Raw genomic sequence first — 22,147 nt, forward strand, 5'->3', positions numbered from 1 at the left:
GCGCTTTGGTCTCGACGATTGAGGCGGCGTTTTGTCAGATGATCTGTCAGATGATCTGTCAGATGATCTGTCTCGTTCGCCACCGCCTCGTCGGCCATGCCTGCTACTTGTTCACCAGCCGCGCAGGCACTGCCAGCGTCAGCAATCCGCCCAGAATCATGAAGACGGTGAGCAGGAACATACCGCTGTTGGTGCTCTGCGTGGTGTCCTTGAGGAAGCCGATCAGATACGGGCCGACGAAGCCCGCCAGATTGCCCAGCGAGTTGATCATCGCAATACCGGCGGCGGCCGCCGTGCCGCCGAGAAACGCCGTCGGCAGACTCCAGAACAGCGGCAGCACGATCATGATGCCCATGGTGGCGAGCGTGAGTGCGACCATGGCAAGTTGTGTGTTGTGGCTCCACACCGTCGACAGGAACAAGCCGATTGCGCCGAGGAACGCCGGAATCGCAATGTGCCAGCGACGCTCGCCCTTCAGGTCCGAACGGCGTCCGACCGCGACCATCGCAATGACCGCGAAGAAGTACGGAATGGCAGTCAGCAAACCGATCTGCAACGGGTCGGTCACGCCGGTACTCTTGATGATCGTAGGCAGCCAGAAGCCCACACCATAGAGGCCGATCACGAACGAGAAGTAGATCAGGCTCATCATCCACACGCGCGGGCTCGAGAACACCTGACGCAGCGGCAGGTCTTCCTTGGTGAGCACGTCGCTTGCGATGTTGCGCTCAAGCATCGACTTCTCGGCATCGTTCAGCCATTTGGCGTCGCGAATCCGGTCGTCGAGTACGAACAACACCGCAATGCCGATGATCACCGACGGAATCGCTTCGATCAGGAACATCCACTGCCAGCCCGCGAGACCGTTCACACCGCTCATGTCCTTCAGGATCCAGCCCGAGAGCGGACCGCCGATAAGACCGGAGAGCGCCACGGCCGTCATGAACCATGCCGTCATGCGCCCGCGCCGCGAGGCCGGATACCAGTAGGTGATGTAGAGAATGATGCCGGGGAAGAAGCCCGCCTCGGCCACGCCGAGCAGGAAGCGCATGACATAGAACATCGACGGTGTGGTGACGAACATCGTCGCACCGGAGATGATGCCCCACGAGATCATGATGCGCGCGATCCACACGCGCGCGCCGACGCGATGCAGGATCACGTTGCTCGGCACTTCGAAGATGAAGTAACCGATGAAGAAGATGCCTGCGCCGAGACCGAACACCGTCTCGGAGAATTGCAGGTCGCCCACCATCTGCAACTTGGCGAAACCCACGTTCACGCGATCGAGATAAGCGACGACATAGCAGAGCAGCAGAAACGGAATCAGCCGCCAGCCGACCTTGCGGTAAGTGGCCGCTTCAAAGTCCGCCGAGGCCGTGTCGGCCATGGGCGAGGGGGGCGTCGGAACGCTGTTCATACGGATCTCCTCCGGATTGACGTTGTGTTGTCTATCGTTATGTTGTGGTGCGACAACTACGGGTGCTACGGACTGCTGGAAACGGTATGCGCGCGGATTGATGCGGCTGCGCTAGATGCAGCGGCCGCCGTCGACTTCGAGACACACGCCGGTGATGAAGGCGGCGTCGTCGCTCGCGAGATAGAGGCACGCGTTGGCGATGTCCTGCGGCGTGGAGAAACGGCCGAGCGGAATGCCTGCGAGAAATTTGGCGCGGTTCTCGGGCGTATTCGGCACGCCCATGAATTCGGCGGTCAGACCCGTGTCGCCGATGACCGGATTGACGCAATTGACGCGAATGTTCTGCGGGCCGAACTCGGCGGCCATCGCCTTGCTTGCGGTGATCACTGCACCTTTGCTGCCGTTGTACCAGACGAGGCCCGGGCGCGGACGCACGCCCGCCGTCGATGCAATATTGATCATCACGCCGCCGCCATGTTGCTGGAAGTAGGGGATGACAGCGCGTGCGCTCCAGAAGATACTTTTGACGTTGACCGCATAGACGCGGTCGAACTCGGCTTCGGTGACTTCAAGCAGCGGTTTGTTGCGGTGCGTGGTGCCAGCGTTGTTCACGACGACATCGAGTTTGCCGAAGCGCGCAACGGCCTCCGTGAGCAACGTGACGTGATCTTCCTCGCGCGACACGTCACCGTAGACAAACGTCCCCCGTCCGCCCGCCTCGACGATCTCTCCAGCCACACGCTCGCCCGCTTCACGATTCAGGTCGTTCACGATCACCGCCGCGCCTTCGCGCGCAAACGTCTTGGCAATGCCTTCGCCGAATCCCGATCCGGCGCCCGTCACGATAGTCACCTTCTGTTGCAAACGCATGCCTTGTCTCCAAAGTGCGAAGTAAGCGCAAAGGAAGCGAATCACCCGTGCCGGATGGCGACGGTCTTGAGTGTGGTGAATCCGTAAAGGGCTTCGAACCCCTTTTCTCGGCCGTGGCCGGAGTGCTTCATGCCGCCGAAGGGCAACTCCACACCGCCGCCAGCGCCGTAATTGTTGATGAAGACCTGACCGGCGCGAATGTCGCGGGCCAGTCGCATCTGACGTGCGCCGTCGCGCGTCCAGACACCGGCAGCGAGTCCGTAAAGCGTGCCGTTGGCGAGTCGCACCGCGTCGGCTTCGTCGGCGAACGGCATGGCCGCGAGCACCGGACCGAAGACTTCCTCGCGTGCGAGACGGTGCGTGTCGGGGACATCGCGCAGCAGCGTCGGGGCCTGATAGAAGCCCGCCTCCGGCGCGCTGCCCACGACTTCGCCCTGCGACATCACGGCAATCCCGTCGTGCTGGGCTTCGGAGAGGAAGTCCCACACACGTTGTTGCTGCTTCGCGTTGATGAGCGGACCGAGGTCGAGATCGTCATGCGACGGCCCCACGCGCAGCTGCGCGAACGCTTCGGCCAGTCGCGCGAGGACGCCCTCGTATGCATCGCGCTCCACCAGCAGACGGCTACCTGCCGAGCAGGTTTGCCCGGCGTTCTGCACGATGGCGTTCACGACGACCGGCATCACGGCGTCCAGATCGGCGTCGGCGAAGATGATCTGCGGCGACTTGCCACCGAGTTCGAGCGTCACCGGCGTATGGTTCTCGGCGGCCATCTGCGAGATCAGCGTGCCGGTGGCGGGCGAGCCGGTAAACGAGATGTGATCGATGCCCGGATGCTTCGCCAGTGCAGCACCGGCTTCGGCCCCGTAGCCCGTCACGATATTGAGCGCGCCCGGCGGCAACCCGGCTTCGAGCGACAGCTCCGCCACGCGCAGCAGCGAGAGACACGCGTCTTCCGCCGGTTTGACGACACAGGCGTTGCCCGTCGCGAGCGCGGCGGCCACGCTGCGTCCGAAGATCTGCAACGGGTAATTCCACGGAATGATGTGACCGGTCACGCCGTGCGGCTCGCGCACCGTGAACACGGTGAATCCCTGCTGATAGGGAATCGTCTCGCCGTGCAGCTTGTCGGCGGCTCCGGCGTAGAACTCGAAGTACCGCACGATAGCGGCGGCATCGGCACGGGCCTGTTTGAGGGGCTTGCCGGTGTCGCGGGCTTCGAGTTGGGTGAGTGCTTCCTGATGACGGGCGAGCAGGCTGGCGAATGCGTAGAGCGTGCGCCCGCGCTCGGCGGCGGCGGTACGGCCCCAGTCGCCGTTGAAGGCGGCGCGCGCCGCACTCACGGCACGGTCGATGTCTTCGGCGTCGCCGCGGGCGATTTCGGTGAACGGCTGCCCGTCCGAGGGATCGATGACGGCAATGACAGTGTTGGCCGCATTGGCCGACAGCGGGGACAAAGGGGACAAAGGGGATAGCGGAGACATCGCGGAAACACCGCCGCGCCTGGCGGGGGCGACCCAGCGATTGCCGATGAAGTGTGTAGCTTCGGGCATGTCGACTGCACCTCGTGTAAAGGGTGGAGCCATTATCACTTAACTCACGAGGGCATTGACCGTCGTATAGGTCACATCCGCATAAACACCTAAAATGAGTGCATTGCAATTAAAGATATTTTATTGCAATTTTTTATCGCCTATCCTTGATCACATCGAATCGCCAGACGGGCGTCTGGCATGGCACTACAGTTCGCTGCGTACCGTCGGGTTCAACGACGGACGGACCCGGCGAGGCAGTCGAACCGAAGCATTCAGGAGCAGGCAGGCGATGAACGACGCTGTGACCCAAGATACGCTGTTGACCCCGCTATTGACCCGGTTACAGGAAGCGCTCGGCGCGGATGCCGTGCTCACAAGCGAGTCGGATACCGCTGGCTATACCGAAGACTGGCGCGGCCGTTATCGGGGCGAGGCGCTGTGTGTCGTGCTGCCGTCGTCCACCGAGCAGGTGAGCGACATTGTGAAGCTGTGTGCAGCGGCCGGTGTGTCGATCCTCCCGCAGGGCGGGAATACCAGCCTGTGCGGTGGCGCAGTGCCGCCGACTCACGGCCCAGCCCCGGTCATTCTGAATCTGGCGCGTATGCGGCATATCCGTCAGGTAGACGCGGCCAACGGCTCGATGGTTGTCGAGGCTGGGTGCATTCTGAAAACCGTGCAGGATGCGGCGGCCGACGTCGGACGTCTGTATCCGGTGAGTCTCGGGGCGGAAGGGTCGTGCCAGATCGGCGGCACGCTCTCGACGAATGCGGGCGGCACGAGCGTGCTGCGTTACGGCAACACGCGCGAGAACGTGCTGGGTCTCGAAGTTGTGTTGGCCGACGGCACCATCTGGGACGGTCTGCGTGCGCTACGCAAGGACAACACCGGCATCGATCTCAAGCATCTGTTCATCGGCGCGGAAGGCACGCTCGGCATCGTCACGGCGGCCGCGCTCAAGCTCCATCCGCTGCCCACGCATCACTCGCTCGCGTGGTTCGCGCCGCGCGATCCGGCCGCCGCGCTGCACATCCTCGGCATGTTCCAGAACGCCTGCGGCTCACGTCTGTCCGCGTTCGAAATCATGAACCGTCACCAGCTCGATCTGGTGCTGACGAACGTGCCGAACCGCCGCAATCCGCTTACTGCGACCCATGCGTGGCACGTGCTTGTCGAACTGGGCGACACGCGCGATGCCGAGGGCCTCGAAGCGGTGCTTACCGAAACGCTGGGCGAAGCCATCGAACAAGGGCTGGTCGAAGACGCCGTCATCGCCGCGAACGAAACGCAGCGCGCCGATCTCTGGGAAGTGCGCCATAGCGTGAGCGAGGCGAACAAGAAGGCCGCCATCGGCCTGACCACCGACTGCGCCGTGCCGGTGTCGAGCGTGCCCGAATTCATCGACGCGTCGACGCGCGCCGTGCACGCCATCGTGCCGGGGCTCGACATCGCCATCGTCGGCCACATGGGGGACGGCAACGTCCACTTCATTCCGATGTTCTCGTTCGACGCGTGGGCGGCACTGGCCGACAGCGCGGCCATGGGCGACGCGATGCGCGCTGCGGTCAACGATGTCGCCGCGCGTCTGTCGGGCACGTTCAGTGCCGAGCATGGTGTCGGGCAAACGGGCCTGCCGCTGATGCAGCGCTACAAGGCCCCCGCAGAACTGGCGCTGATGCGCGCAGTGAAGGCGGCGCTCGATCCGAACCAGTTGTTCAATCCGGGGCGTCTCGTTCCGTAAGCATCGCGCACGGATCCACGCACACACGTTTTTCAAGTTTTGCTGTTTGTTTTGCCATAACTGCGCGCGCGGCGGCGGCTGTCTCTTCAAGCCTGCTGTCCGTCGCCGCGCCCACCCTCCCAGTCAAGACCGGAGACCATGATGAAACGCAAGACCTCCGCAAGCCCGCTCGATACCACCAAGAAAAGCGAAGCGACGCTCGCACAACCGGGCCGTCGCACGGCCATGAAGACGGCCATCGTCGGCGCGGCCGCCGTTGCCTTCCCGTTCGTGTGGACGCCCTCGCGCGCCGCCTCCAAGCGCATCGTGGTGCGTGACGACGGCGGTATCTACACCAAGGCGTACGACGCCGTGTACTACAAGCCGTTCGCCAAGGCGACGGGCATCGAGGTCGTCGGCGTGCAGGCCAATGCGGAGCCGACCGCGCAGATCAAGAGCATGGTCGAGGCGGGCAGCTACACGTGGGACATGGCGAAGATCAGCCAGCCCGCGATTCTGCTGCTGACGTCGGGTGGCAAGGAGTATCTGGAGCGTCACGGTCTGGAAGCAGACCCGACCATCGCGAAGATTCCGAAGCAATACATGTCGCCGTTCGGCGTGGGTACGAACGTCTATTCGACGGTGCTGGCGTATCGCACCGACGCGTTCAAGGGCCGCAAAGCCCCGTCGTCCTGGGCCGATCTGTGGAACGTGAAGGACTTCCCGGGCCGTCGCTCGATTCGCAAGTATCCGTTCGACACCATCGAAGAAGCGCTGCTCGCCGATGGCGTAGCACCGGGCTCAGTGTACCCGTGCGACTTCGACCGAGCGTTCAAGAGCCTCGACAAGATCGCCAAGCAGGTTGCCGTGTGGTGGACGACGGGCGCGCAGGTCGAGCAGATGCTCGGATCGGGCGAAGTGGACATGGTCGCCACGTGGGCGTCGCGTGCGCAGTCGGCACAGGCCAACGGCGTGCCGGTCGAGATCGTGTGGAACCAGAACATTTGGGGCTGCGATAACTGGTCGATCCTCAAGGGCACGCCGAATGCAGCCGCGTGCCGCGAGTTCATCAAGTTCGCGAGCGATCCGAAGCGTCAGGCGGAACTGACCAAGTACTTCCCGGCTGGCATGACGCAACCGGAAGCGTTCAACTTCGTGAAGCCCGAGATCGCAAAGAACTGCCCGACGTTCCCGGACAACATGAAGAGCGGCGTGCACATCAACGCGCAGTTCTGGCAGCAGAACCAGAGCGTGGCGCTCGAACGCTTTAACCGCTGGATCCTGACCTGATCCTCACCTGCTGTTCCGTTTCATGTTTTTTGGGGTGCTGATCTCATGACCGTTGCCAATCTTCAAGTTTCGGGCCTGTCCAAGCGTTACGGCGATTTTGTCGCCCTCGCGCCGACCGACCTCGATGTCGCCCAGGGCGAATTCCTGACCTTGCTCGGCCCCAGCGGCTCGGGCAAGACCACTTTGCTCTCGCTCATCGCCGGTCTGTCGCAGCCCGATGCGGGGGCCATCCGCATCAATGGGACCGATGTCACGTACGGCGCGCCGTACGAGCGCGACATCGGCATGGTGTTCCAGAACTACGCGCTGTTCCCCCACATGACGGTGGCGGAGAACATTGCGTTCCCGTTGCAGATGCGTCGCACCGACGCACAGGCCGCTCGCAAGATGGTCATGAACGCGCTGGAAATGGTGCATCTGCCGCATGTGGCAGAGCGCTATCCGCGCGAACTCTCGGGTGGCCAGCAGCAGCGCATCGCACTCGCGCGCTGCATGGTCTACCGGCCGTCGATCATTCTGATGGACGAGCCGCTGGGAGCGCTCGACAAGAAGCTGCGCGATCACATGCAGCTCGAAATCAAGCGCATTCACCGGGAGTTGGGCACCACCATCGTCTACGTCACGCACGATCAGGAAGAAGCGATGACGATGTCCGATCGCATCTGTCTGATGAACGCAGGCGAGATCGCGCAACTCGGTACGCCCGACGATCTGTACTTCCGTCCGAAGAGCGTGTTCGTGGCCGATTTCCTTGGCGAGTCGAACCTGCTCGATGCGACGGTGCTCACGCGCTCCGGCGATCAGGTGCGCGTGGCCATGCCGGGCGTGACGGCTGCGAACGGTGCAGGCGCGATGGTCTACGACCCGCAGGTTGAGCAGGGCCGCACCGTCAAGCTGATGCTGCGCCCGCAGAACCTGCATCTGCACGACACGGAAGCTGCCGGTGAAGGCATGGCGACGATTTCGGCGAAGCTGACCGACATCATGGTCACGGGCGGCATGACGAAGCTGTACCTGCAATCGACCGTGACGGGCGGCGACGCGAGCAAGTCGCTCGTGGCCGCGTTCCCGACCCGCCGTCAGGGCAACCGTTTCGAAATCGGTCAGACGCTGGGCCTCGCATGGCGTGCCGACGACGCCGTGGCGATTGCGGGGTAAGCCATGAGTGCATCTGCCGTGGTCCGTCCTTCGTCCTCCCAACCCGCTCAGCCAGCCCCGCGCCGGGCACGCTGGCGCGCGCGCATGCGTCCGCTGCTGATGGCGGCCCCCATCGTCATTCTGCTGGCCGTCATGCTGATCTATCCGGTCGGCCAGTTGCTGTTGCTGAGCATTCGCGGCGAGAGCGGCTTTACGCTCGCCGAATATCAGCGACTGTTCGCCTCGTCGGTATACGTCGAGGTATTGCTCATCACGCTCAAGGTCTCGCTCTACACGACCTTCTTCGCGGTACTCACGGGGTACCCGATTGCCTACCGGCTCTCCACGCTCAGCGGCGCGCGCAAACAACGCCTGCTGTTCTGGCTGCTGCTCTCGTTCTGGACGAGCTTTCTCGTGCGCACGTTCGCCTGGGTGGTGCTGCTCGGGCGTAACGGCGTCGTGAACCGCACGTTGCTCGATCTCGGGCTGATCGATCAGCCGCTGTCGCTGCTCTACAGCTTCCCCGCCGTGGTGTTGGGGATGGTGCATGCCCTCATGCCGCTGGCTGTGCTGACGATGCTCTCCGTCATGGAGAACATCGACCGGCGTCTGCCGAGCGCGGCCTCGACGCTGGGCGCACGTCCCGGCACGGTGTTCTGGCGCGTGTACTTCCCGCTGTCGCTGCCGGGAGTGGCCGCCGGTGCGCTGATGGTGTTCGTCACGTCCATCGGCTTCTTCATTACGCCGACACTGCTCGGCGGTCGTCACGAAACCATGATCACGCAGCTCATCATCGATCAGGTGATGCAGGCCCTGAACTGGGGCTTTGCCGGAGCGATCTCAGTGCTGCTACTCGCCGTGGTGCTGGTGGTGTTCTTCGTCTACGACCGTATGGTCGGTCTGTCGACGATGGCGGGTGGCGCAGGGGATGTGAAAGCTGGCAAGCGCCGTGGTGGCTGGACACGCACGTTCGGTGAGAAGGTGCTCGCGACGCTCGGTACCGCGACCGATCTGTTGCTGCGCGCGTTCCCGAAAGGGCGCGGTGCGCAGGCGGAGCAGGGCGACGGTCTGGTGCTGCGTGTGGTCGTCTTCCTGCTGGTCGTGTTCCTCGCCGCTCCCGCGTTGCTGATGATTCCGATGTCGTTCGACTCGGCCTCGGGGCTGGCGTGGCCGCCGAAGGGCTTCTCGTTGCAGTGGTACCAGCAGATCTGGGATTCGCCGCTGTGGATGCAGGCAGTCACGCGTTCGATGCTTGTGGGGATCGGCGCAGGCTTGCTGTCGATGCTCATCGGTACCCCGGCGGCGTTCCTGCTGGTACGCGGTGGCATGCGCGGCAAATCGGCGATGCTCGCCTTCGTGCTCGCGCCGATTGTGGTGCCGCGCATGATCCTCGCCGTCGGCGTGTTCTATTTCTTCGCGAAGATCGGTCTGGTCGGCTCCAGCGTGGGGCTGACGCTCGCGCACACCGTGGTGGCGGTGCCGTACGTCGTCATCACGATGATGGCGGTACTGCGCAACTACGACACGCGTCTCGATCTGGCGGCGTACAGCCTGGGCGCTCGCCCGTGGGCGACGCTGCGCCGGGTGACGTTCCCGATTCTCGGTGCGGGTCTGCTGTCGTCGTTCCTGTTCGCGTTTGCGACGTCGTTCGACGAACTCACGATTGCCCTATTCACGTCGGGCGGCCTCTCGACCACCTTGCCCAAGCAGTTCTGGGACGAGATCACGATGCAGATCTCGCCAGTGATCGCCGCAGTCTCCACGTGCCTGTTCCTTTTCATCGCCGCACTGATCTGGGTGGCCGAGCGACTGCGCCGCCGCAGTCTGGCGACCTGACGCACGGATGTCGTATCCGATTCCTACGAACTCAAGATTCACGGACGTTTAACTCATGCTTCGCTCCGCACAACTGAAAGGCATTTTTCCGGCCATCCCCACGCCGGTGCACACCGACGACACGATCCACATCGAAGGCGCGCGTGCACTCATGCGTTACCTGCTGGCGCAAGGCATCGACGGTGTGGTGCCGCTGGGCGGCACCGGTGAGTACGGTGCACTCTCGCGCGCCGAGCGCGTTCGCATGGCCGAACTCACGGCACAGGAAGTGCGCGACCACGGCCGCGATGTACCGGTGATTGCGGGCGTGCTCGACCCCGGTTATCACGACGCCATCGAGGCTGGCCGCGACTTCGCCGCTGCTGGTGCCGACGGTCTGCTGGTCCTCACGCCGTACTACACGAACCCGACGCAAGCCGGTATTCGCGACTACTTCCTGCGCTACGCCGACGAGTCGCCGCTGCCCATCCTCATCTACGAAATTCCGTATCGCACGCGTATCGCGATTGCGCCGGAAGTGCTGCATGAGCTGTCGCGCCACGAGAACATCATCGGCATGAAGGCCTGCAACACCGACATGTGGCATTTCCTGCGCACCATCGCCGGTGTCGACGAATCGTTTGCCGTGCTGAGCGGCGAAGACACGCTGTTCCCGCTGCATGTGGCGGCCGGTGCGCGTGGCGGGATCGTGGTGACGGCGTCGCTGCTGCCGACGGCCTGGCAACGCATCTTCTCGCTGGCGTCTGAAGGCAAGACGGCCGACGCGCTGGCGCTGCACCGCTCTCTGATTCCGCTGATGAATCTGGCGTTCGCCGAGACGAACCCGGGTCCGATGAAGTCGGTGATGGATCTGATCGGTGTGAACGCACCGGCGATGCTCGCACCGCTCGTGCCGCCCGCACCGGCGCTGTCGGCCGAACTGCGCGAGGAACTGGCGCGTCAGCTGGCGATTTTTGAAGGACGTTGAAGTGTGACGGCGGTGACGCGTGTCACCGCCTGATAGCAACGGATAGCACCTGAGCGGTCTTAGCGTCGGAACGTCGACAGCCGCGACTTCGAGATCGAGGTTGCGGCGACCTGAATGTGCGGGGCGAGTTCGGCTTCTGCGCGTTCACGCGTCCAGCGCGAGGTCGGCACCGAGATGTTGATGGCCGCGACGGCGTGACCGTCGTGATCGGTGATCGGGGCGGCGACTGAGATGTCGCCCATCACGGTTTCGTTCTCGACGATGGCGTAGCCGCGACGTGTGGTCTGCGCAATTCGTTCGAGCAGCTTCTTCTCGTCGATGAGCGTGTACGGTGTCATCGGTTCGAGCGCTGTGCCCGAGAGGATCTCGCGCACGCGTGCTTCGGGCAGACGCGACAGGATCGCAATGCCCGACGCCGTGAACATCGCTGGCAGACGCGCGCCGACCACGATATCGATGTTCACCAGATGTTGCCCGGGAAAGCGCGCGACGAACACGATCTCGTGACCGTCCAGCTCTTGCAGGTTGGTCGTCTCGCCCACACGGCGGCTGATGTCGAGCAGATACGGCGACGCCTTGTCGACCAGCTCATTGGCGCGAATGTAGTTGTACGAGAACTGCAACACCTTAGTCGTCAGCCCATAGGTTCTCGTCTCCGGCACGCGAAAGAGATAACCGAGGGCTTCGAGCGTATGCACCAGTCGCTGCGTGGCGCTGCGATCCAGATCCGCTGCTTTGGCGATGTCGCCCAGCGTCATGTACCGCGCGGGGCCGTCGAAGGCGTGCAGCACCTGAAACGTCTTCTCGGTCGAGCCGACGAAGAGCGAAGAACGCGGGGCGGCGGCGCTCGAAGCGGTGTCGCTGGTGGATTGGGTGGCGTCTGTGGCAGAGCGCGACGCCCCGGCGGATGAGCGCGGCATGGGTGTTTGGGTTGTTCGGATTGTAATGATTGTGATTGTAATGCAATTGTTTGTGCTCAAGTAGCGAACTTTGCCCAATTTCCGGGCACGCAGAAGGGAATGCGGTTGGGCACGCCAGAACATCAAGACAGGGGGAGCAATGCACGCGTTTTCCTGCGTGGAGGATTACCGTCGGGCGGCGAAGCGTCGCCTGACGAAGCTGGCCTTCGATTATCTGGAAGGCGGTGCGGAGGATGGCGAGGCGCTGCGGCGCAATCGGGACGCCTTCGGGCAGTGGGGCTTCGCGCCGCGTGTCATGACGGACATCTCCGCCACATCCAGCGAGACGAATTTCTGGGGACGGTCGGCCGCCGCCCCGATGGTCGTCGGCCCGACGGGCCTGAACGGCCTGTTCTGGCCGCGCGCAGACGAACTGCTCGCGCGCGCAGCCGCCGGTGCGGGACTGCCGTTCGTGCTGTCGACGGCATCGACCTCGTTGCTCGAAGACGTGCGCGCGGCGGTGCCGAATGGCGAACTTTGGCTGCAACTCTACGTGCAGCAGGATCGACGCATCGCCGAGAGCATGATGCGCCGGGCGCGCGAGGCAGGCTTTCGAACCCTGATGCTGACCGTCGACACCCCGGTGCACGGCAAGCGCGATCACGACACGCGCAACGGCTTCAAACTGCCGCTGCGCTTCACACCGCGACTCGTGGCGGACTGCATGCGACACCCGCACTGGAGCTGGCAGATGCTGGTGGGCGGCGCGCCGCAGCTTCGCAACATCGCACAGAGCGTGGGGGAGCGAGCGGATCTGGCGCGTCACGCAGCGATGCTGAGCCGTCAGATGGACTTGTCGCTCGGTTGGCACGACCTCGCGTGGGTGCGCAAGCACTGGCCGGGTGAAGTGCTGGTCAAGGGCGTTCTGACGGTGGACGACGCCCGTCAGGCGCAGACCCACGGTGCGGACGGCATCATCGTCTCCAATCACGGCGGACGCCAGTTGGGCAGCACGCTCGCGCCGGTCGAGGCGTTGTCGATGATCGTCGACGCCGTTGGCGCGTCGGGTTCGGGAGGGCCTGCGATGTCCGTGTTCATGGATGGCGGCGTGCGCCGCGGGGCCGATGTCGCAAAGGCCGTCGCGCTGGGCGCGAAGGGCGTGCTGCTGGGACGCGCGCCGTTGTACGGCGTGGCCGCGCGCGGCGGGCCGGGTGTCGATGGGGTACTGGCGTTGCTGCTGAGCGAATTGCGCACGACGATGCAACTGCTCGGCTGCGCAAACGTGGGCGCGTTGACGGCTGAACGGCTGGTGAGGCTGGCAGCGCTGCCTCCGGTGCATGGGAACGGTTCCGGCGGGGCAATTCAGGCAAACCCGCTATAATGTTTCGCGCCCGATTGCCGTCGGGCGGCGTGGCATCCGGCCGGTGGGCGGGGCATGCGCGCCGCGCGACGGCATGCCATTTTTCATTCACAGGAATGCCATCATGAGCTTCAACCACGTGCCTGCCGGTAAGGACCTCCCCAACGATTTCAACGTCATCATCGAGATCCCGGCGCAAAGCGACCCGGTGAAGTACGAAGCCGACAAGGATCTGGGCCTGCTGGTCGTTGACCGCTTCATTGGCACGGGCATGCGTTACCCGGCCAACTACGGCTTCATTCCGCAAACGCTCGCTGGCGACGGCGACCCCGTCGACGCGCTGGTCGTCACGCCGTTCCCGCTGCTGGCTGGCTCGGTCGTTCGCTGCCGCGCACTGGGCATGCTCAACATGACCGACGAGTCGGGCGTGGACGCCAAGCTCGTGGTCGTGCCGGTCGACAAGATCTGCCCGATGACGGCACACATGAAGTCGATCGACGACGTGCCGGGCTACCTGAAGGACCAGATCAAGCACTTCTTCGAGCAATACAAGGCGCTCGAGAAGGGCAAGTGGGTCAAGGTCGAAGGCTGGGAAGGCATCGAAGCCGCCCACAAGGAAATCACCGAAGGCGTGGCGAACGCGAAGAAGTAATTTCCACTTCGCGAAACTTGCCGCGTCGTTCGTCGACGCAAAGAAAACCCGGCCGTGTGCCGGGTTTTTTAATGGTGCGAGCGCGGCATTGGCATCACGGCTTGTGACGCTTCACTATCGTCAGAATGACCTGGTGCAGTTCCGCCTGCGCTTCAATGGCGGTGATCGCGCCGGTGACAGCGGCATCGGACAGCGCGTCGGCCGCCCCCAGCATTGCCCACATGGCGGGGGCCGGAATGCCCCCGGGACCTGCGAACGGCGCGAAGATCGCCGCGCATTTGGCGATGAACGATTGCTGGTACTCCCGCTTCACGGCGGCTAGCTCCGTGGAGCCGCCGAGTGCCGCGAGAACGCCCGGTATCTCGCGGCCCTGCGTCACCACGCACGTCACATAGCTCGAAGCAATCACGCGCGCCTTGTCCTGCAACGTTGGCTTTGCCGCTGCAACGGCCGCATCGAAGATGGCGGTCTGACGCGCGTCGAAGTCCTGATACAGCGCGGCGAGCAACCCATTGCGTGAGCCGAAGTGGTCGTACACGACCGGCTTCGTGACTCCGGCATCCTCCGCCAGACGGCCGAGCGTGAGCGCATCCGTGCCCTCGCTGCCGACCAGTGTCCATGCCACGTCGAGCAGTTGTCGGGTGCGGGCTTCGCGGGGCATGCGTCGGCGCGATGAGGCGTCTGCAGTTGAGGTCATGGTAGGCGTACGAAATGGCTAAAGCCCCGGACCTGAGGTCCGAGGCGCGGGTGGAGACATCGATATCAGGAGGGAGACGGAAAGACCTTCTGTCCGATGACCCTCGCTGTCTCGAGATGCGCTTCAGGGTAGCCGGTGTCGGAGGCGAGGAGCAACTCCGACGTGACCACCTGCGCACCGCAATAGTCGAAGATCCCGTGATCGATCTGCGTTTTCATTGCGCCGAAGTAGCCGTGCCGTGCCATCGTGCGCTGGTCCGCGCCCCCGATGGCCACCAGATGCACGCGCAGACGTTGCAGCTTCTTCAGCGACTTGCCGGGCGCCACATCTTCATATGCCCAACCCTGCGAGAACACACGGTCGATCCATCCCTTGAGCAGCGCGGGGAACGACCACCAGTAGATCGGGTAGACGAGCACCAGCGCGTCGGCGCGGTCGAGACGGGCGTGCTCGGCGGCCACGTCGGCCGGGGCAGCGAGCGTCTTGTTGAACAGCGCGAGATCGGCCGCATTAAAGCGGGGATCGAAGCCTTCGGCGGCCAGATCCGCGATCTCGGCAGAGTGTGCGACACCGTTGGCGGCAGGCGAAGACGCGATCGTCTCGGCGACGCGTCGGGCGATGGCATGGGTGAGCGAGTGTGGGTCGGGATGGGCGACGACAACGAGTGCATGCATGATTGAGTCCTCTTCAAAACATAACCTACTAATAGTAACTTACTTTTGGTAGGTTATGTTTTCGTCACATCTTCGTCCTGAAGCCGAGAGCAAGTTCGGCGACAATGTCGGCCAGAGGCGGTGCGCCATGCTGGCCTAAATAGCCGGAAGCAGGTGGCACGAAGCAAGCGCCAGGCAAGCCGCCGGTTCGCAAACGAGGTGTGAAGTGAGCAGCGACGTAGTCATCCGTGTAGTGCAATCGATTGAAGACGTGCCGGCCGACGCGTGGAACGCGCTCGCGGGCGACAACCCGTTCGTGCAGCACGCGTTCCTCCACGCGATGCACGAGACGGGATGCGCCGCCAAGCGTACGGGTTGGCAGCCAGCCTATCTGCTCATGCATGCAGACGAAGTGCTCGTCGGCGCGATGCCGCTCTACGTCAAGTCGCATTCCCGGGGCGAGTACGTCTTCGACCACGCGTGGGCCGACGCCTTCGCGCGTCACGGTCTCGAGTACTACCCCAAGCTGTTGTGCGCCGTGCCGTTCTCGCCCGTGACCGGGCCGCGTCTGCTCGCGCGCACGCAGGAGGATCGTGTGGCGCTGGCGCGTGGTGCGATTGCGTTCGCACGGCAGCTTGAGTTGTCGTCCATCCACGTGCTGTTTACGCACGACGACGATCTGGCCGCGCTCACCGAAGCCGGGTACATGCTGCGCGAGGGCGTGCAGTTCCATTGGGAAAACCCGGGCTTTGCCACGTTCGACGACTTCCTTGCGCAGATGAATCAGGAGAAGCGCAAGAAGCTGAAACAGGACCGTCGGCGCGTGCGCGAGGCTGGGGTGACTTACCGGTGGCTGCGCGGCGAGCACATCGACGACGCAGCGCTCGACTTCTTTTATCGGTGCTACGAAAACACCTACCGCGAGCACTGGAATTCGCCATATCTGAGTCGTGCGTTCTTCGGGCAGGTGCACGCGACGATGCCCGACGCGCTGCTGCTCGTCATGGCGGAGCGTGACGGCCAGCCGCTCGCGTGTGCACTCAACGTCGTGAGCGGAGACACGATGTACGGCCGCTACTGGGGGACGACGGACTTCGTCTCCGGCATGCATTTCGAGACCTGCTACGCGCAGGGCATCGAGTATTGCATTGCGCACGGGCTGCGCAGTTTCGAAGGTGGTGCGCAGGGCGTGCACAAGATGTCGCGCGGTCTGTTGCCCACGCCCACGTGGTCGGCCCATTGGATTGCCGACGAACGATTCGCTCAGGCCATCGAGGATTTTCTCGACCGGGAGACGTCCGCGATGGACGAGCACATCGGCGAGCTGGAAGCGCATACGCCGTTTAAGCGACCGGCGTCCTGAGCGATTTCGGGACGTATTGGGGGTGTGTTCGGGACATGGCGCGGTCCAGGGCAGGCCCGGCACGGCGGGGCCTCGCGTAATATACTGACGATTCTTACGCCCGCTTCATCGCTGCAAACGCCCGACAGGTATGCCTGTCGACGTCAAGGCACAAGGGCGATGCATGGTAGCCGCCGACATGACCAACCGATTTCTCAATCTCTACAATCACGATTTCGCGCGTGTGGCCGTCGGAGTGCCGCAATGCCGCGTCGCCGATCCCGCTTTCAACGCTGCTCAGACCATCGCGCTGGCCCGCCAGGCCGACGCCGAGGGCGCGGTGCTCGTCGCCTTCCCCGAACTTGGCATTCCTGCCTACAGCTGCGAAGACCTTTTCCAGCAGCGCGCCCTGCAGGACGCCTGCGACGCCGCGCTGGCCGAGATCGTGGCCGCGAGCCGGGAACTGGGCATTGCGATGATCGTCGGCATGCCGGTGCGCGTGCAGCAGCGCTTGTTCAACTGCGCTGTTGTAGTGGCGCGCGGTCGCATTCACGGCGTTGTCCCCAAGACGTATCTCCCGAACTACAGCGAGTTCTACGAAGCGCGCCAGTTCAACGCAGCGGATGACGCTGGCGTCGATACCGTTACCCTGCTGGGCAACGACGTGCCGTTCGGTGCACTCATCTTCGAAGTCGCCGATCAGCCGCTGCTGCGCTTTCACTGCGAGATCTGCGAAGACGTCTGGGTGCCGGTGCCGCCGTCGTCGTTCGCGGCGCTCGCGGGCGCAACGGTGCTCGTCAACCTGTCTGCATCGAACGTGGTCGTGGGCAAGTCGGCCTACCGTCATCAACTGGTCGCCCAGCAGTCGGCGCGTTGCCTCGCGGCGTATCTGTATACGTCGGCCGGGCAGGGCGAATCGACGACCGACCTCGCGTGGGACGGACAGGCGCTCATCTACGAGAACGGCGACATGCTCGCCGAGTCGGCGCGCTTCGCCAGCGAGTCGCATCTGATCTTCGCCGACGTCGATCTGGAGCGCCTCGCCCGCGAGCGCATGCATCAGACGACGTTCGGGGTGTCAGTGCGCCGTCATGCCGACGAAGTGGCGCGCTTTCGCACGATCAAGGTTGACGTCACCCTGCCGCGCGACGCCGAACTGCCGCTCGCGCGCGCGATTGCGCGCTTCCCTTATGTGCCGTCCGATGCGGCTCGACGCGACGAGCGGTGCCACGAGGTCTACAACATTCAGGTGCAGGCGCTGATGCAGCGTCTCGCGTCGTCGAAGATTCAGAAGGTCGTGATCGGCGTGTCCGGCGGGCTGGACTCGACGCATGCGTTGCTCGTCTGCGCCAAGGTCATGGACCGGCTGGGTTTGCCGCGCGCGAATATTCTGGCGTACACGATGCCAGGCTTTGCCACGAGCGAGCGCACGCTGCGTCAGGCGCGCGAGTTAATGGACGCCGTCGGGTGCACGGCGCGCGAGATCGATATTCGTCCGAGTTGCATGCAGATGTTGAAGGACCTCGATCATCCGTTCGCGAAGGGTGGGGAAGTCTACGACGTCACGTTCGAGAACGTGCAGGCGGGTGAGCGCACGAATCACTTGTTCCGTCTGGCGAATCACCTTGGGGCGATTGTGATCGGCACGGGCGACCTGAGCGAGCTGGCGCTGGGCTGGTGCACGTACGGGGTGGGCGATCATATGTCGCACTACAACGTGAACGCCAGCGTGCCCAAGACGCTCATCATGCATCTCGTGCGCTGGGTCGCGGAGACGGGGCAACTGGGTGGCGCAGCGTCGGCCAAAGCGCAGAAGGACGCGAAGGACGCCAAGGACGTTAAGGGCGGCAAGGAGGGACAGCGCCGCAACGTCCTGATCGATATTCTCGAGACGGAAATCAGCCCGGAGCTTGTGCCGGGCAAGGCCAGCGGCGCGCCCGAGCAGCGCACTGAGCATTTCATCGGCCCGTACGAGTTGCAGGACTTCAACCTCTACTACACGCTGCGCTTCGGCTATGCGCCGCGCAAGGTGGCGTTCCTGTCGTGGAGCGCGTGGCACGATGCGTCGCAGGGTCGCTGGCCGAACGAGGGACACGCGTCGCGCAACGCCTACGATCTGGTCGCGATCAAGCGCAACCTGCGCATCTTCCTGGATCGGTTTTTCCGTACGAGCCAGTTCAAGCGTTCGTGCATTCCGAACGCGCCGAAGGTCGGCACGGGTGGTTCGCTCTCGCCGCGCGGCGACTGGCGCGCACCGAGCGATTCGGAGTCGGTGGTGTGGCTGGCGGATCTGGACACGGTGCCGGACGATCCGCACGCATAAGTCGGCAGGGCGGATCGGGTCGGGTGCGCTGTCATCGGCATGCCGTTCCCGGCCCGGTACAATAGCCGGGCGAAATTGCAGAACATTCCAATCAAGATATCGAGGCGACAATGAAACGCGTAACTGCCATCATCAAACCCTTCAAGCTCGACGAAGTCCGTGAAGCGCTGGCCGAAGTCGGCGTGACCGGTCTGACCGTTACGGAAGTGAAGGGCTTCGGCCGCCAGAAGGGCCACACCGAGCTGTATCGCGGTGCGGAATACGTCGTCGACTTCCTGCCGAAGATCAAGATCGAAGTCGTGGTGAGCGCAGCGCAGGCAGAACAGGTCATCGACGCCGTGTTGGGCGCGGCCCGCACCGGCAAGATCGGCGACGGCAAGATCTTCGTGACCGATGTCGAACGCGTGATCCGCATTCGCACGGGTGAAGAGGGCGAACAGGCGGTCTGATGGCGGGTTGATCGCCGCAGCGACGCTGTGGCGAGGGCGTCAGAAAAACGAAGGGCGACGGCTGCGAGAGCAGCGTCGCCCTTTGGCGTTTTGGATGTGCGGGTGCCGGATCGGCTCAGGACTTGAGGCGCACGTCGAATGCGACGGTGATCAGCCGCACGAAAATCACGGAAAACGCGCTGATCGACAAGGTGTAGACAGGATCGAGGTCGACGTAAGTCAGCGCGATGTAGATCCATCCGCCAATGAACGCACACACGGCGTACGGTCGTGTGTCGCGCAACACCAGCGGTACCTCGTTGCAGAGGATGTCGCGGATCACGCCGCCGCCCACGCCGGTAATCACGCCCATCATCACGGACATGAATGCTGACATATCGGTCTGCAATGCGAGCGACGTGCCGGACGCGCTGAAGAACCCGAGACCGATGGCGTCCGTAATGAGCAGCACGCGCTCGGTCGCCACGCGCGAGACGAGCTTCAGCACAACGCCGGTGGACAACGACAGCACGAGGATGATGACCGAGTACCACTGATGCTGGACCCAGTAGAAGGGGCGATGGTCGAGCAGTACGTCCCGTAACGTGCCGCCGCCGAAGGCGGTCGCGAAGGCCAGCACGAACGCGCCGACCGGATCGAGATGCTGCTTGCGTGCTTCAGCGAAGCCGGAGATGGCGCACGACAATACGGCGATGGCCTCCATGACGGCCAGGATCGTATGCAGCTGAGCGCTCATCTCGTGAATCATCGGCGAATCCTGTTGGGGACGGTCGACAGTCCCTCGTCAATACGTCGTGATCGGCAGCGAAATCTTTGGTGCCAGCGGTCGCTGGCGGGAGGCGGCATCTGGTGCAGGTGCGCGCGTCAGTCGCCCGCGCGTGCGCCCCGGGCCTGCGAAGCCTGGAGCAATACTACCAGCGCACCGCCCCCGCCGTCGCGTCCTTGCGCTTGCGCCCATGCCAGCACTTCGTTCTTCTGGGCGAGCCAGCCGCGCACCTTGTCCTTGAGGACAGGTTCACGGTTCGCCGAGCCAAGGCCCTTGCCGTGAATCACGCGAATGCAGCGCAGGCCGCGCTTGACCGCGTCGTGCAGGAAGGCGGAGAGCGCTTCGCGGGCTTCGTCGCGACGCATGCCGTGCAGGTCGATCTGCGCCTGCACCACCCAGTCGCCGCGTTGCAGCTTCAGCACGGCATCGTGGCTGATGCCGGGACGGCGGTACGACAGGCGGTCGTCCGTATCGAGCAGCGCTTCGGGGTCGAATTCGTCGGACAAGGATTCATGAAGCACCGCGGCTTCGTCTTCCTCGGTTTGACGCGCGACCGGCTCGGGCGGGAGGCGCGGGTGCTCGACGCGATTGGTCGAGCCCTTGTTGGCAAGCGGGGCGATCTCGCCGATGCTGTCGCGGAACACGTTGGCATCGCGTTTGGCCTGCGCAGCGCGCTTGGCGGCGGCGATGCGTTCGGCTTCGCGCGCGGCGCTCTCGGTCGCGAGTGCGTCACGGAAGTTGGAGAGGTCGCTGAGGCTGAGTTTCGGTGGTTTCTTGCTCATGATCGTGCGAACAAGGACGTTCAAAGGGAGGGCAAACGGTGTGTTGCGTCTGCGCGGTTGCGAAGACGCGTTTCCGAATCATAACGGCTCGTGACGCCACTTAACGAAGATGATGGCGACGACACAAGCGAAGACGGCGTCCCGACTGCATGAAACATCACGCAGCCGGGACGCCGCCGTCAGGCGCAAAAAAGACGCGAGAGCGATTACTGGTCGAGGTTCTCGAGGTAACGCTGGGCGTCGAGCGCGGCCATGCAACCCGTGCCGGCGCTGGTGATGGCCTGACGGTAGATGTGGTCCTGGACGTCGCCGGCGGCAAACACGCCCGGCACGCTGGTGGCCGTGGCGTTGCCGTTCAGGCCGCTGTGCGTGACGATGTAGCCGTTCTTCATTTCGAGCTGACCATCGAAGATACCCGTGTTCGGCTTGTGGCCGATGGCGATGAACACGCCGTGCAGCGAGATGTCTTCGTGCGCGCCCGTCTTGGTGTTCTTGATGCGAACGCCGGTCACGCCGCTGTCGTCGCCCGTCACTTCGTCGAGTACGCTGTCGTACTTCAGTTCGACCACGCCTTGCTTGGCCTTTTCCAGCAGGCGGTCGATCAGGATCGGCTCGGCGCGGAACTTGTCGCGGCGGTGGATCACGGTGACTTTGCTGGCAATGTTCGAGAGGTACAGCGCTTCTTCGACAGCGGTGTTGCCGCCGCCGACCACGCAGACTTCCTTGCCGCGATAGAAGAAGCCGTCGCACGTGGCGCAGGCGGAGACGCCGCGGCCCGAGAAGGCTTTTTCGGACGGCAGGCCGAGGTACTGCGCCGAAGCGCCGGTCGCGATGATCAGGGCGTCGGCCGTGTATTCGCCGGAATCGCCGATCAGACGCAGCGGGCGCTCATTCAGACGCACCGTATGAATGTGATCGAAAATTATCTCGGTGTTGAAGTGCTCGGCATGCGCCTGCATGCGGGCCATCAGTTCCGGGCCTTGCACGCCCGTCGGGTCGCCGGGCCAGTTCTCGACGTCCGTGGTGGTCATCAACTGACCGCCCTGGGCGATACCGGTGATCAGCACCGGGTTGAGGTTGGCGCGCGCGGCGTACACGGCGGCGCTATAGCCGGCAGGGCCGGAACCGAGAATCAGGACTTTGGCGTGCTTGGCAGCAGACATGGAACTCACCGGAAAGGGGTTGGGTGCTGGCGTCGGATTCCCGAGCGCGCACCGCCTGGGGTGCGACCGGGGCTCCGGCGCAAACCGACATTATAAAGGGCCGACGATGTTTCGTTGATGGAGCCTCACAATCGAGGCGATAGCCTTCGGGCGGTCTTTGGGGGCCTGGCGGCGGTGCCAGGTGTCGTCCGAAGGCACCGCCCCGCGATGTCTCTCAAATTTGGGGGCAGATGCGCCGGATGCAAGCGTGCAGGACATGGGCGACTGCTCTGCCTTGCCGCAGAGCCTC

Annotated in this window: 19 protein-coding genes; 10 read left to right on the forward strand and 9 right to left on the reverse strand. The window is 63.8% G+C overall.

Going from position 1 to position 22,147, the window contains the following annotated elements; genetic code table 11:
* Window positions 1–103: 103 nt before the first annotated feature.
* The 3 genes from PAN31117_RS11695 to PAN31117_RS11705 all read right to left on the reverse strand — a co-directional run bounded on the left by PAN31117_RS11695 (window position 104) and on the right by PAN31117_RS11705 (window position 3,843).
* A complete protein-coding gene (locus PAN31117_RS11695) occupies window positions 104–1,420 on the reverse strand; it encodes an MFS transporter (protein WP_246189040.1) in 1,317 nt (438 codons plus the stop codon).
* 111 nt (window positions 1,421–1,531) lie between these two features.
* Entirely contained in the window at window positions 1,532–2,290 is a 759-nt protein-coding gene (locus PAN31117_RS11700; protein WP_150738338.1) for an SDR family oxidoreductase, read from the reverse strand.
* Between the two features lie 41 nt (window positions 2,291–2,331).
* Window positions 2,332–3,843, reverse strand: a complete 1,512-nt coding sequence (locus PAN31117_RS11705) for an aldehyde dehydrogenase family protein (protein ID WP_246189041.1) — start codon at window positions 3,841–3,843, stop codon at window positions 2,332–2,334.
* A 271-nt stretch (window positions 3,844–4,114) separates the two neighbouring features.
* Between PAN31117_RS11705 and PAN31117_RS11710 the strand changes: the two genes are divergently transcribed.
* From PAN31117_RS11710 to PAN31117_RS11730, 5 genes are all read left to right on the forward strand, one after another.
* Window positions 4,115–5,563, forward strand: coding sequence for an FAD-binding oxidoreductase (locus PAN31117_RS11710; protein WP_150738339.1), 1,449 nt, complete (start codon window positions 4,115–4,117; stop codon window positions 5,561–5,563).
* Between the two features lie 225 nt (window positions 5,564–5,788).
* Window positions 5,789–6,832 carry an ABC transporter substrate-binding protein gene (locus PAN31117_RS11715; RefSeq protein WP_150738499.1) on the forward strand — a complete coding sequence of 348 codons (1,044 nt, stop codon included), beginning with the start codon at window positions 5,789–5,791 and terminating at the stop codon, window positions 6,830–6,832.
* Window positions 6,833–6,877: 45 nt separating this feature from the next.
* Window positions 6,878–7,990, forward strand: a complete 1,113-nt coding sequence (locus PAN31117_RS11720) for an ABC transporter ATP-binding protein (RefSeq protein WP_150738340.1) — start codon at window positions 6,878–6,880, stop codon at window positions 7,988–7,990.
* 99 nt (window positions 7,991–8,089) lie between these two features.
* Window positions 8,090–9,805, forward strand: coding sequence for an ABC transporter permease subunit (locus PAN31117_RS11725; protein ID WP_150738500.1), 1,716 nt, complete (start codon window positions 8,090–8,092; stop codon window positions 9,803–9,805).
* 55 nt (window positions 9,806–9,860) lie between these two features.
* Window positions 9,861–10,772, forward strand: coding sequence for a dihydrodipicolinate synthase family protein (locus PAN31117_RS11730; RefSeq protein WP_150738341.1), 912 nt, complete (start codon window positions 9,861–9,863; stop codon window positions 10,770–10,772).
* Between the two features lie 59 nt (window positions 10,773–10,831).
* Here PAN31117_RS11730 and PAN31117_RS11735 read toward each other — a convergent pair whose 3' ends face one another.
* Window positions 10,832–11,692 carry an IclR family transcriptional regulator gene (locus PAN31117_RS11735; RefSeq protein ID WP_150738342.1) on the reverse strand — a complete coding sequence of 287 codons (861 nt, stop codon included), beginning with the start codon at window positions 11,690–11,692 and terminating at the stop codon, window positions 10,832–10,834.
* A gap of 139 nt (window positions 11,693–11,831) precedes the next feature.
* Here PAN31117_RS11735 and PAN31117_RS11740 point away from each other — a divergent pair, with 139 nt between their 5' ends.
* Together PAN31117_RS11740 and ppa are read left to right on the forward strand one after the other, a co-directional pair.
* Window positions 11,832–13,052: an alpha-hydroxy acid oxidase gene (locus PAN31117_RS11740; RefSeq protein WP_150738343.1), complete on the forward strand. Its 1,221-nt coding sequence runs from the start codon at window positions 11,832–11,834 to the stop codon at window positions 13,050–13,052.
* 103 nt (window positions 13,053–13,155) lie between these two features.
* On the forward strand, window positions 13,156–13,683 hold the full coding sequence (gene ppa, locus PAN31117_RS11745; RefSeq protein ID WP_039399943.1) for an inorganic diphosphatase: 528 nt from the start codon (window positions 13,156–13,158) through the stop codon (window positions 13,681–13,683).
* A gap of 94 nt (window positions 13,684–13,777) precedes the next feature.
* Here the strand turns inward: ppa and PAN31117_RS11750 are convergent, their stop codons facing one another.
* Window positions 13,778–14,344, reverse strand: a complete 567-nt coding sequence (locus PAN31117_RS11750) for a TetR/AcrR family transcriptional regulator (protein ID WP_306440191.1) — start codon at window positions 14,342–14,344, stop codon at window positions 13,778–13,780.
* Window positions 14,345–14,445: 101 nt separating this feature from the next.
* Window positions 14,446–15,054: an NAD(P)H-dependent oxidoreductase gene (locus PAN31117_RS11755; RefSeq protein ID WP_150738345.1), complete on the reverse strand. Its 609-nt coding sequence runs from the start codon at window positions 15,052–15,054 to the stop codon at window positions 14,446–14,448.
* Between the two features lie 205 nt (window positions 15,055–15,259).
* On the opposite strand from PAN31117_RS11755, the gene PAN31117_RS11760 reads away from it, so the two are divergent.
* The 3 genes from PAN31117_RS11760 (at window position 15,260) to PAN31117_RS11770 (ending at window position 19,147) form a co-directional block, all read left to right on the forward strand.
* Complete coding sequence (locus tag PAN31117_RS11760; protein ID WP_150738346.1) at window positions 15,260–16,396, forward strand: GNAT family N-acetyltransferase; 1,137 nt, start codon at window positions 15,260–15,262, stop codon at window positions 16,394–16,396.
* A gap of 178 nt (window positions 16,397–16,574) precedes the next feature.
* Entirely contained in the window at window positions 16,575–18,698 is a 2,124-nt protein-coding gene (locus PAN31117_RS11765) for an NAD(+) synthase (protein ID WP_150738501.1), read from the forward strand.
* A 110-nt stretch (window positions 18,699–18,808) separates the two neighbouring features.
* Window positions 18,809–19,147, forward strand: a complete 339-nt coding sequence (locus PAN31117_RS11770; protein ID WP_010805431.1) for a P-II family nitrogen regulator — start codon at window positions 18,809–18,811, stop codon at window positions 19,145–19,147.
* Between the two features lie 115 nt (window positions 19,148–19,262).
* On the opposite strand, the gene PAN31117_RS11775 is transcribed toward PAN31117_RS11770, so the two are convergent.
* The 3 genes from PAN31117_RS11775 to trxB form a co-directional block, all read right to left on the reverse strand.
* The gene (locus PAN31117_RS11775) at window positions 19,263–19,883 is read right to left on the reverse strand and encodes a trimeric intracellular cation channel family protein (protein WP_370855751.1); all 621 of its coding nucleotides are present in this window, start codon (window positions 19,881–19,883) and stop codon (window positions 19,263–19,265) included.
* 128 nt (window positions 19,884–20,011) lie between these two features.
* Entirely contained in the window at window positions 20,012–20,695 is a 684-nt protein-coding gene (locus PAN31117_RS11780; protein WP_150738347.1) for a Smr/MutS family protein, read from the reverse strand.
* Window positions 20,696–20,901: 206 nt separating this feature from the next.
* The gene (gene trxB / locus PAN31117_RS11785) at window positions 20,902–21,858 is read right to left on the reverse strand and encodes a thioredoxin-disulfide reductase (protein ID WP_150738348.1); all 957 of its coding nucleotides are present in this window, start codon (window positions 21,856–21,858) and stop codon (window positions 20,902–20,904) included.
* Between the last annotated feature and the right edge of the window lie 289 nt (window positions 21,859–22,147).

The organism is Pandoraea anapnoica, assembly GCF_902459765.1.
In the GTDB taxonomy this organism is placed as follows: Bacteria; Pseudomonadota; Gammaproteobacteria; order Burkholderiales; family Burkholderiaceae; genus Pandoraea; species Pandoraea anapnoica.

Excerpts from the sequence above, each read along its gene's own strand:
- PAN31117_RS11695 (WP_246189040.1), bottom strand. The coding sequence starts at position 1,420 with ATGAACAGCGTTCCGACGCCCCCCTCGCCCATGGCCGACACGGCCTCG.
- PAN31117_RS11700 (WP_150738338.1), bottom strand. The coding sequence starts at position 2,290 with ATGCGTTTGCAACAGAAGGTGACTATCGTGACGGGCGCCGGATCGGGA.
- PAN31117_RS11705 (WP_246189041.1), bottom strand. The coding sequence starts at position 3,843 with ATGCCCGAAGCTACACACTTCATCGGCAATCGCTGGGTCGCCCCCGCC.
- PAN31117_RS11710 (WP_150738339.1), top strand. The coding sequence starts at position 4,115 with ATGAACGACGCTGTGACCCAAGATACGCTGTTGACCCCGCTATTGACC.
- PAN31117_RS11715 (WP_150738499.1), top strand. The coding sequence starts at position 5,789 with ATGAAGACGGCCATCGTCGGCGCGGCCGCCGTTGCCTTCCCGTTCGTG.
- PAN31117_RS11720 (WP_150738340.1), top strand. The coding sequence starts at position 6,878 with ATGACCGTTGCCAATCTTCAAGTTTCGGGCCTGTCCAAGCGTTACGGC.
- PAN31117_RS11725 (WP_150738500.1), top strand. The coding sequence starts at position 8,090 with ATGGCGGCCCCCATCGTCATTCTGCTGGCCGTCATGCTGATCTATCCG.
- PAN31117_RS11730 (WP_150738341.1), top strand. The coding sequence starts at position 9,861 with ATGCTTCGCTCCGCACAACTGAAAGGCATTTTTCCGGCCATCCCCACG.
- PAN31117_RS11735 (WP_150738342.1), bottom strand. The coding sequence starts at position 11,692 with ATGCCGCGCTCATCCGCCGGGGCGTCGCGCTCTGCCACAGACGCCACC.
- PAN31117_RS11740 (WP_150738343.1), top strand. The coding sequence starts at position 11,832 with ATGCACGCGTTTTCCTGCGTGGAGGATTACCGTCGGGCGGCGAAGCGT.
- ppa (WP_039399943.1), top strand. The coding sequence starts at position 13,156 with ATGAGCTTCAACCACGTGCCTGCCGGTAAGGACCTCCCCAACGATTTC.
- PAN31117_RS11750 (WP_306440191.1), bottom strand. The coding sequence starts at position 14,344 with ATGCCCCGCGAAGCCCGCACCCGACAACTGCTCGACGTGGCATGGACA.
- PAN31117_RS11755 (WP_150738345.1), bottom strand. The coding sequence starts at position 15,054 with ATGCATGCACTCGTTGTCGTCGCCCATCCCGACCCACACTCGCTCACC.
- PAN31117_RS11765 (WP_150738501.1), top strand. The coding sequence starts at position 16,575 with ATGACCAACCGATTTCTCAATCTCTACAATCACGATTTCGCGCGTGTG.
- PAN31117_RS11770 (WP_010805431.1), top strand. The coding sequence starts at position 18,809 with ATGAAACGCGTAACTGCCATCATCAAACCCTTCAAGCTCGACGAAGTC.
- PAN31117_RS11775 (WP_370855751.1), bottom strand. The coding sequence starts at position 19,883 with ATGAGCGCTCAGCTGCATACGATCCTGGCCGTCATGGAGGCCATCGCC.
- PAN31117_RS11780 (WP_150738347.1), bottom strand. The coding sequence starts at position 20,695 with ATGAGCAAGAAACCACCGAAACTCAGCCTCAGCGACCTCTCCAACTTC.
- trxB (WP_150738348.1), bottom strand. The coding sequence starts at position 21,858 with ATGTCTGCTGCCAAGCACGCCAAAGTCCTGATTCTCGGTTCCGGCCCT.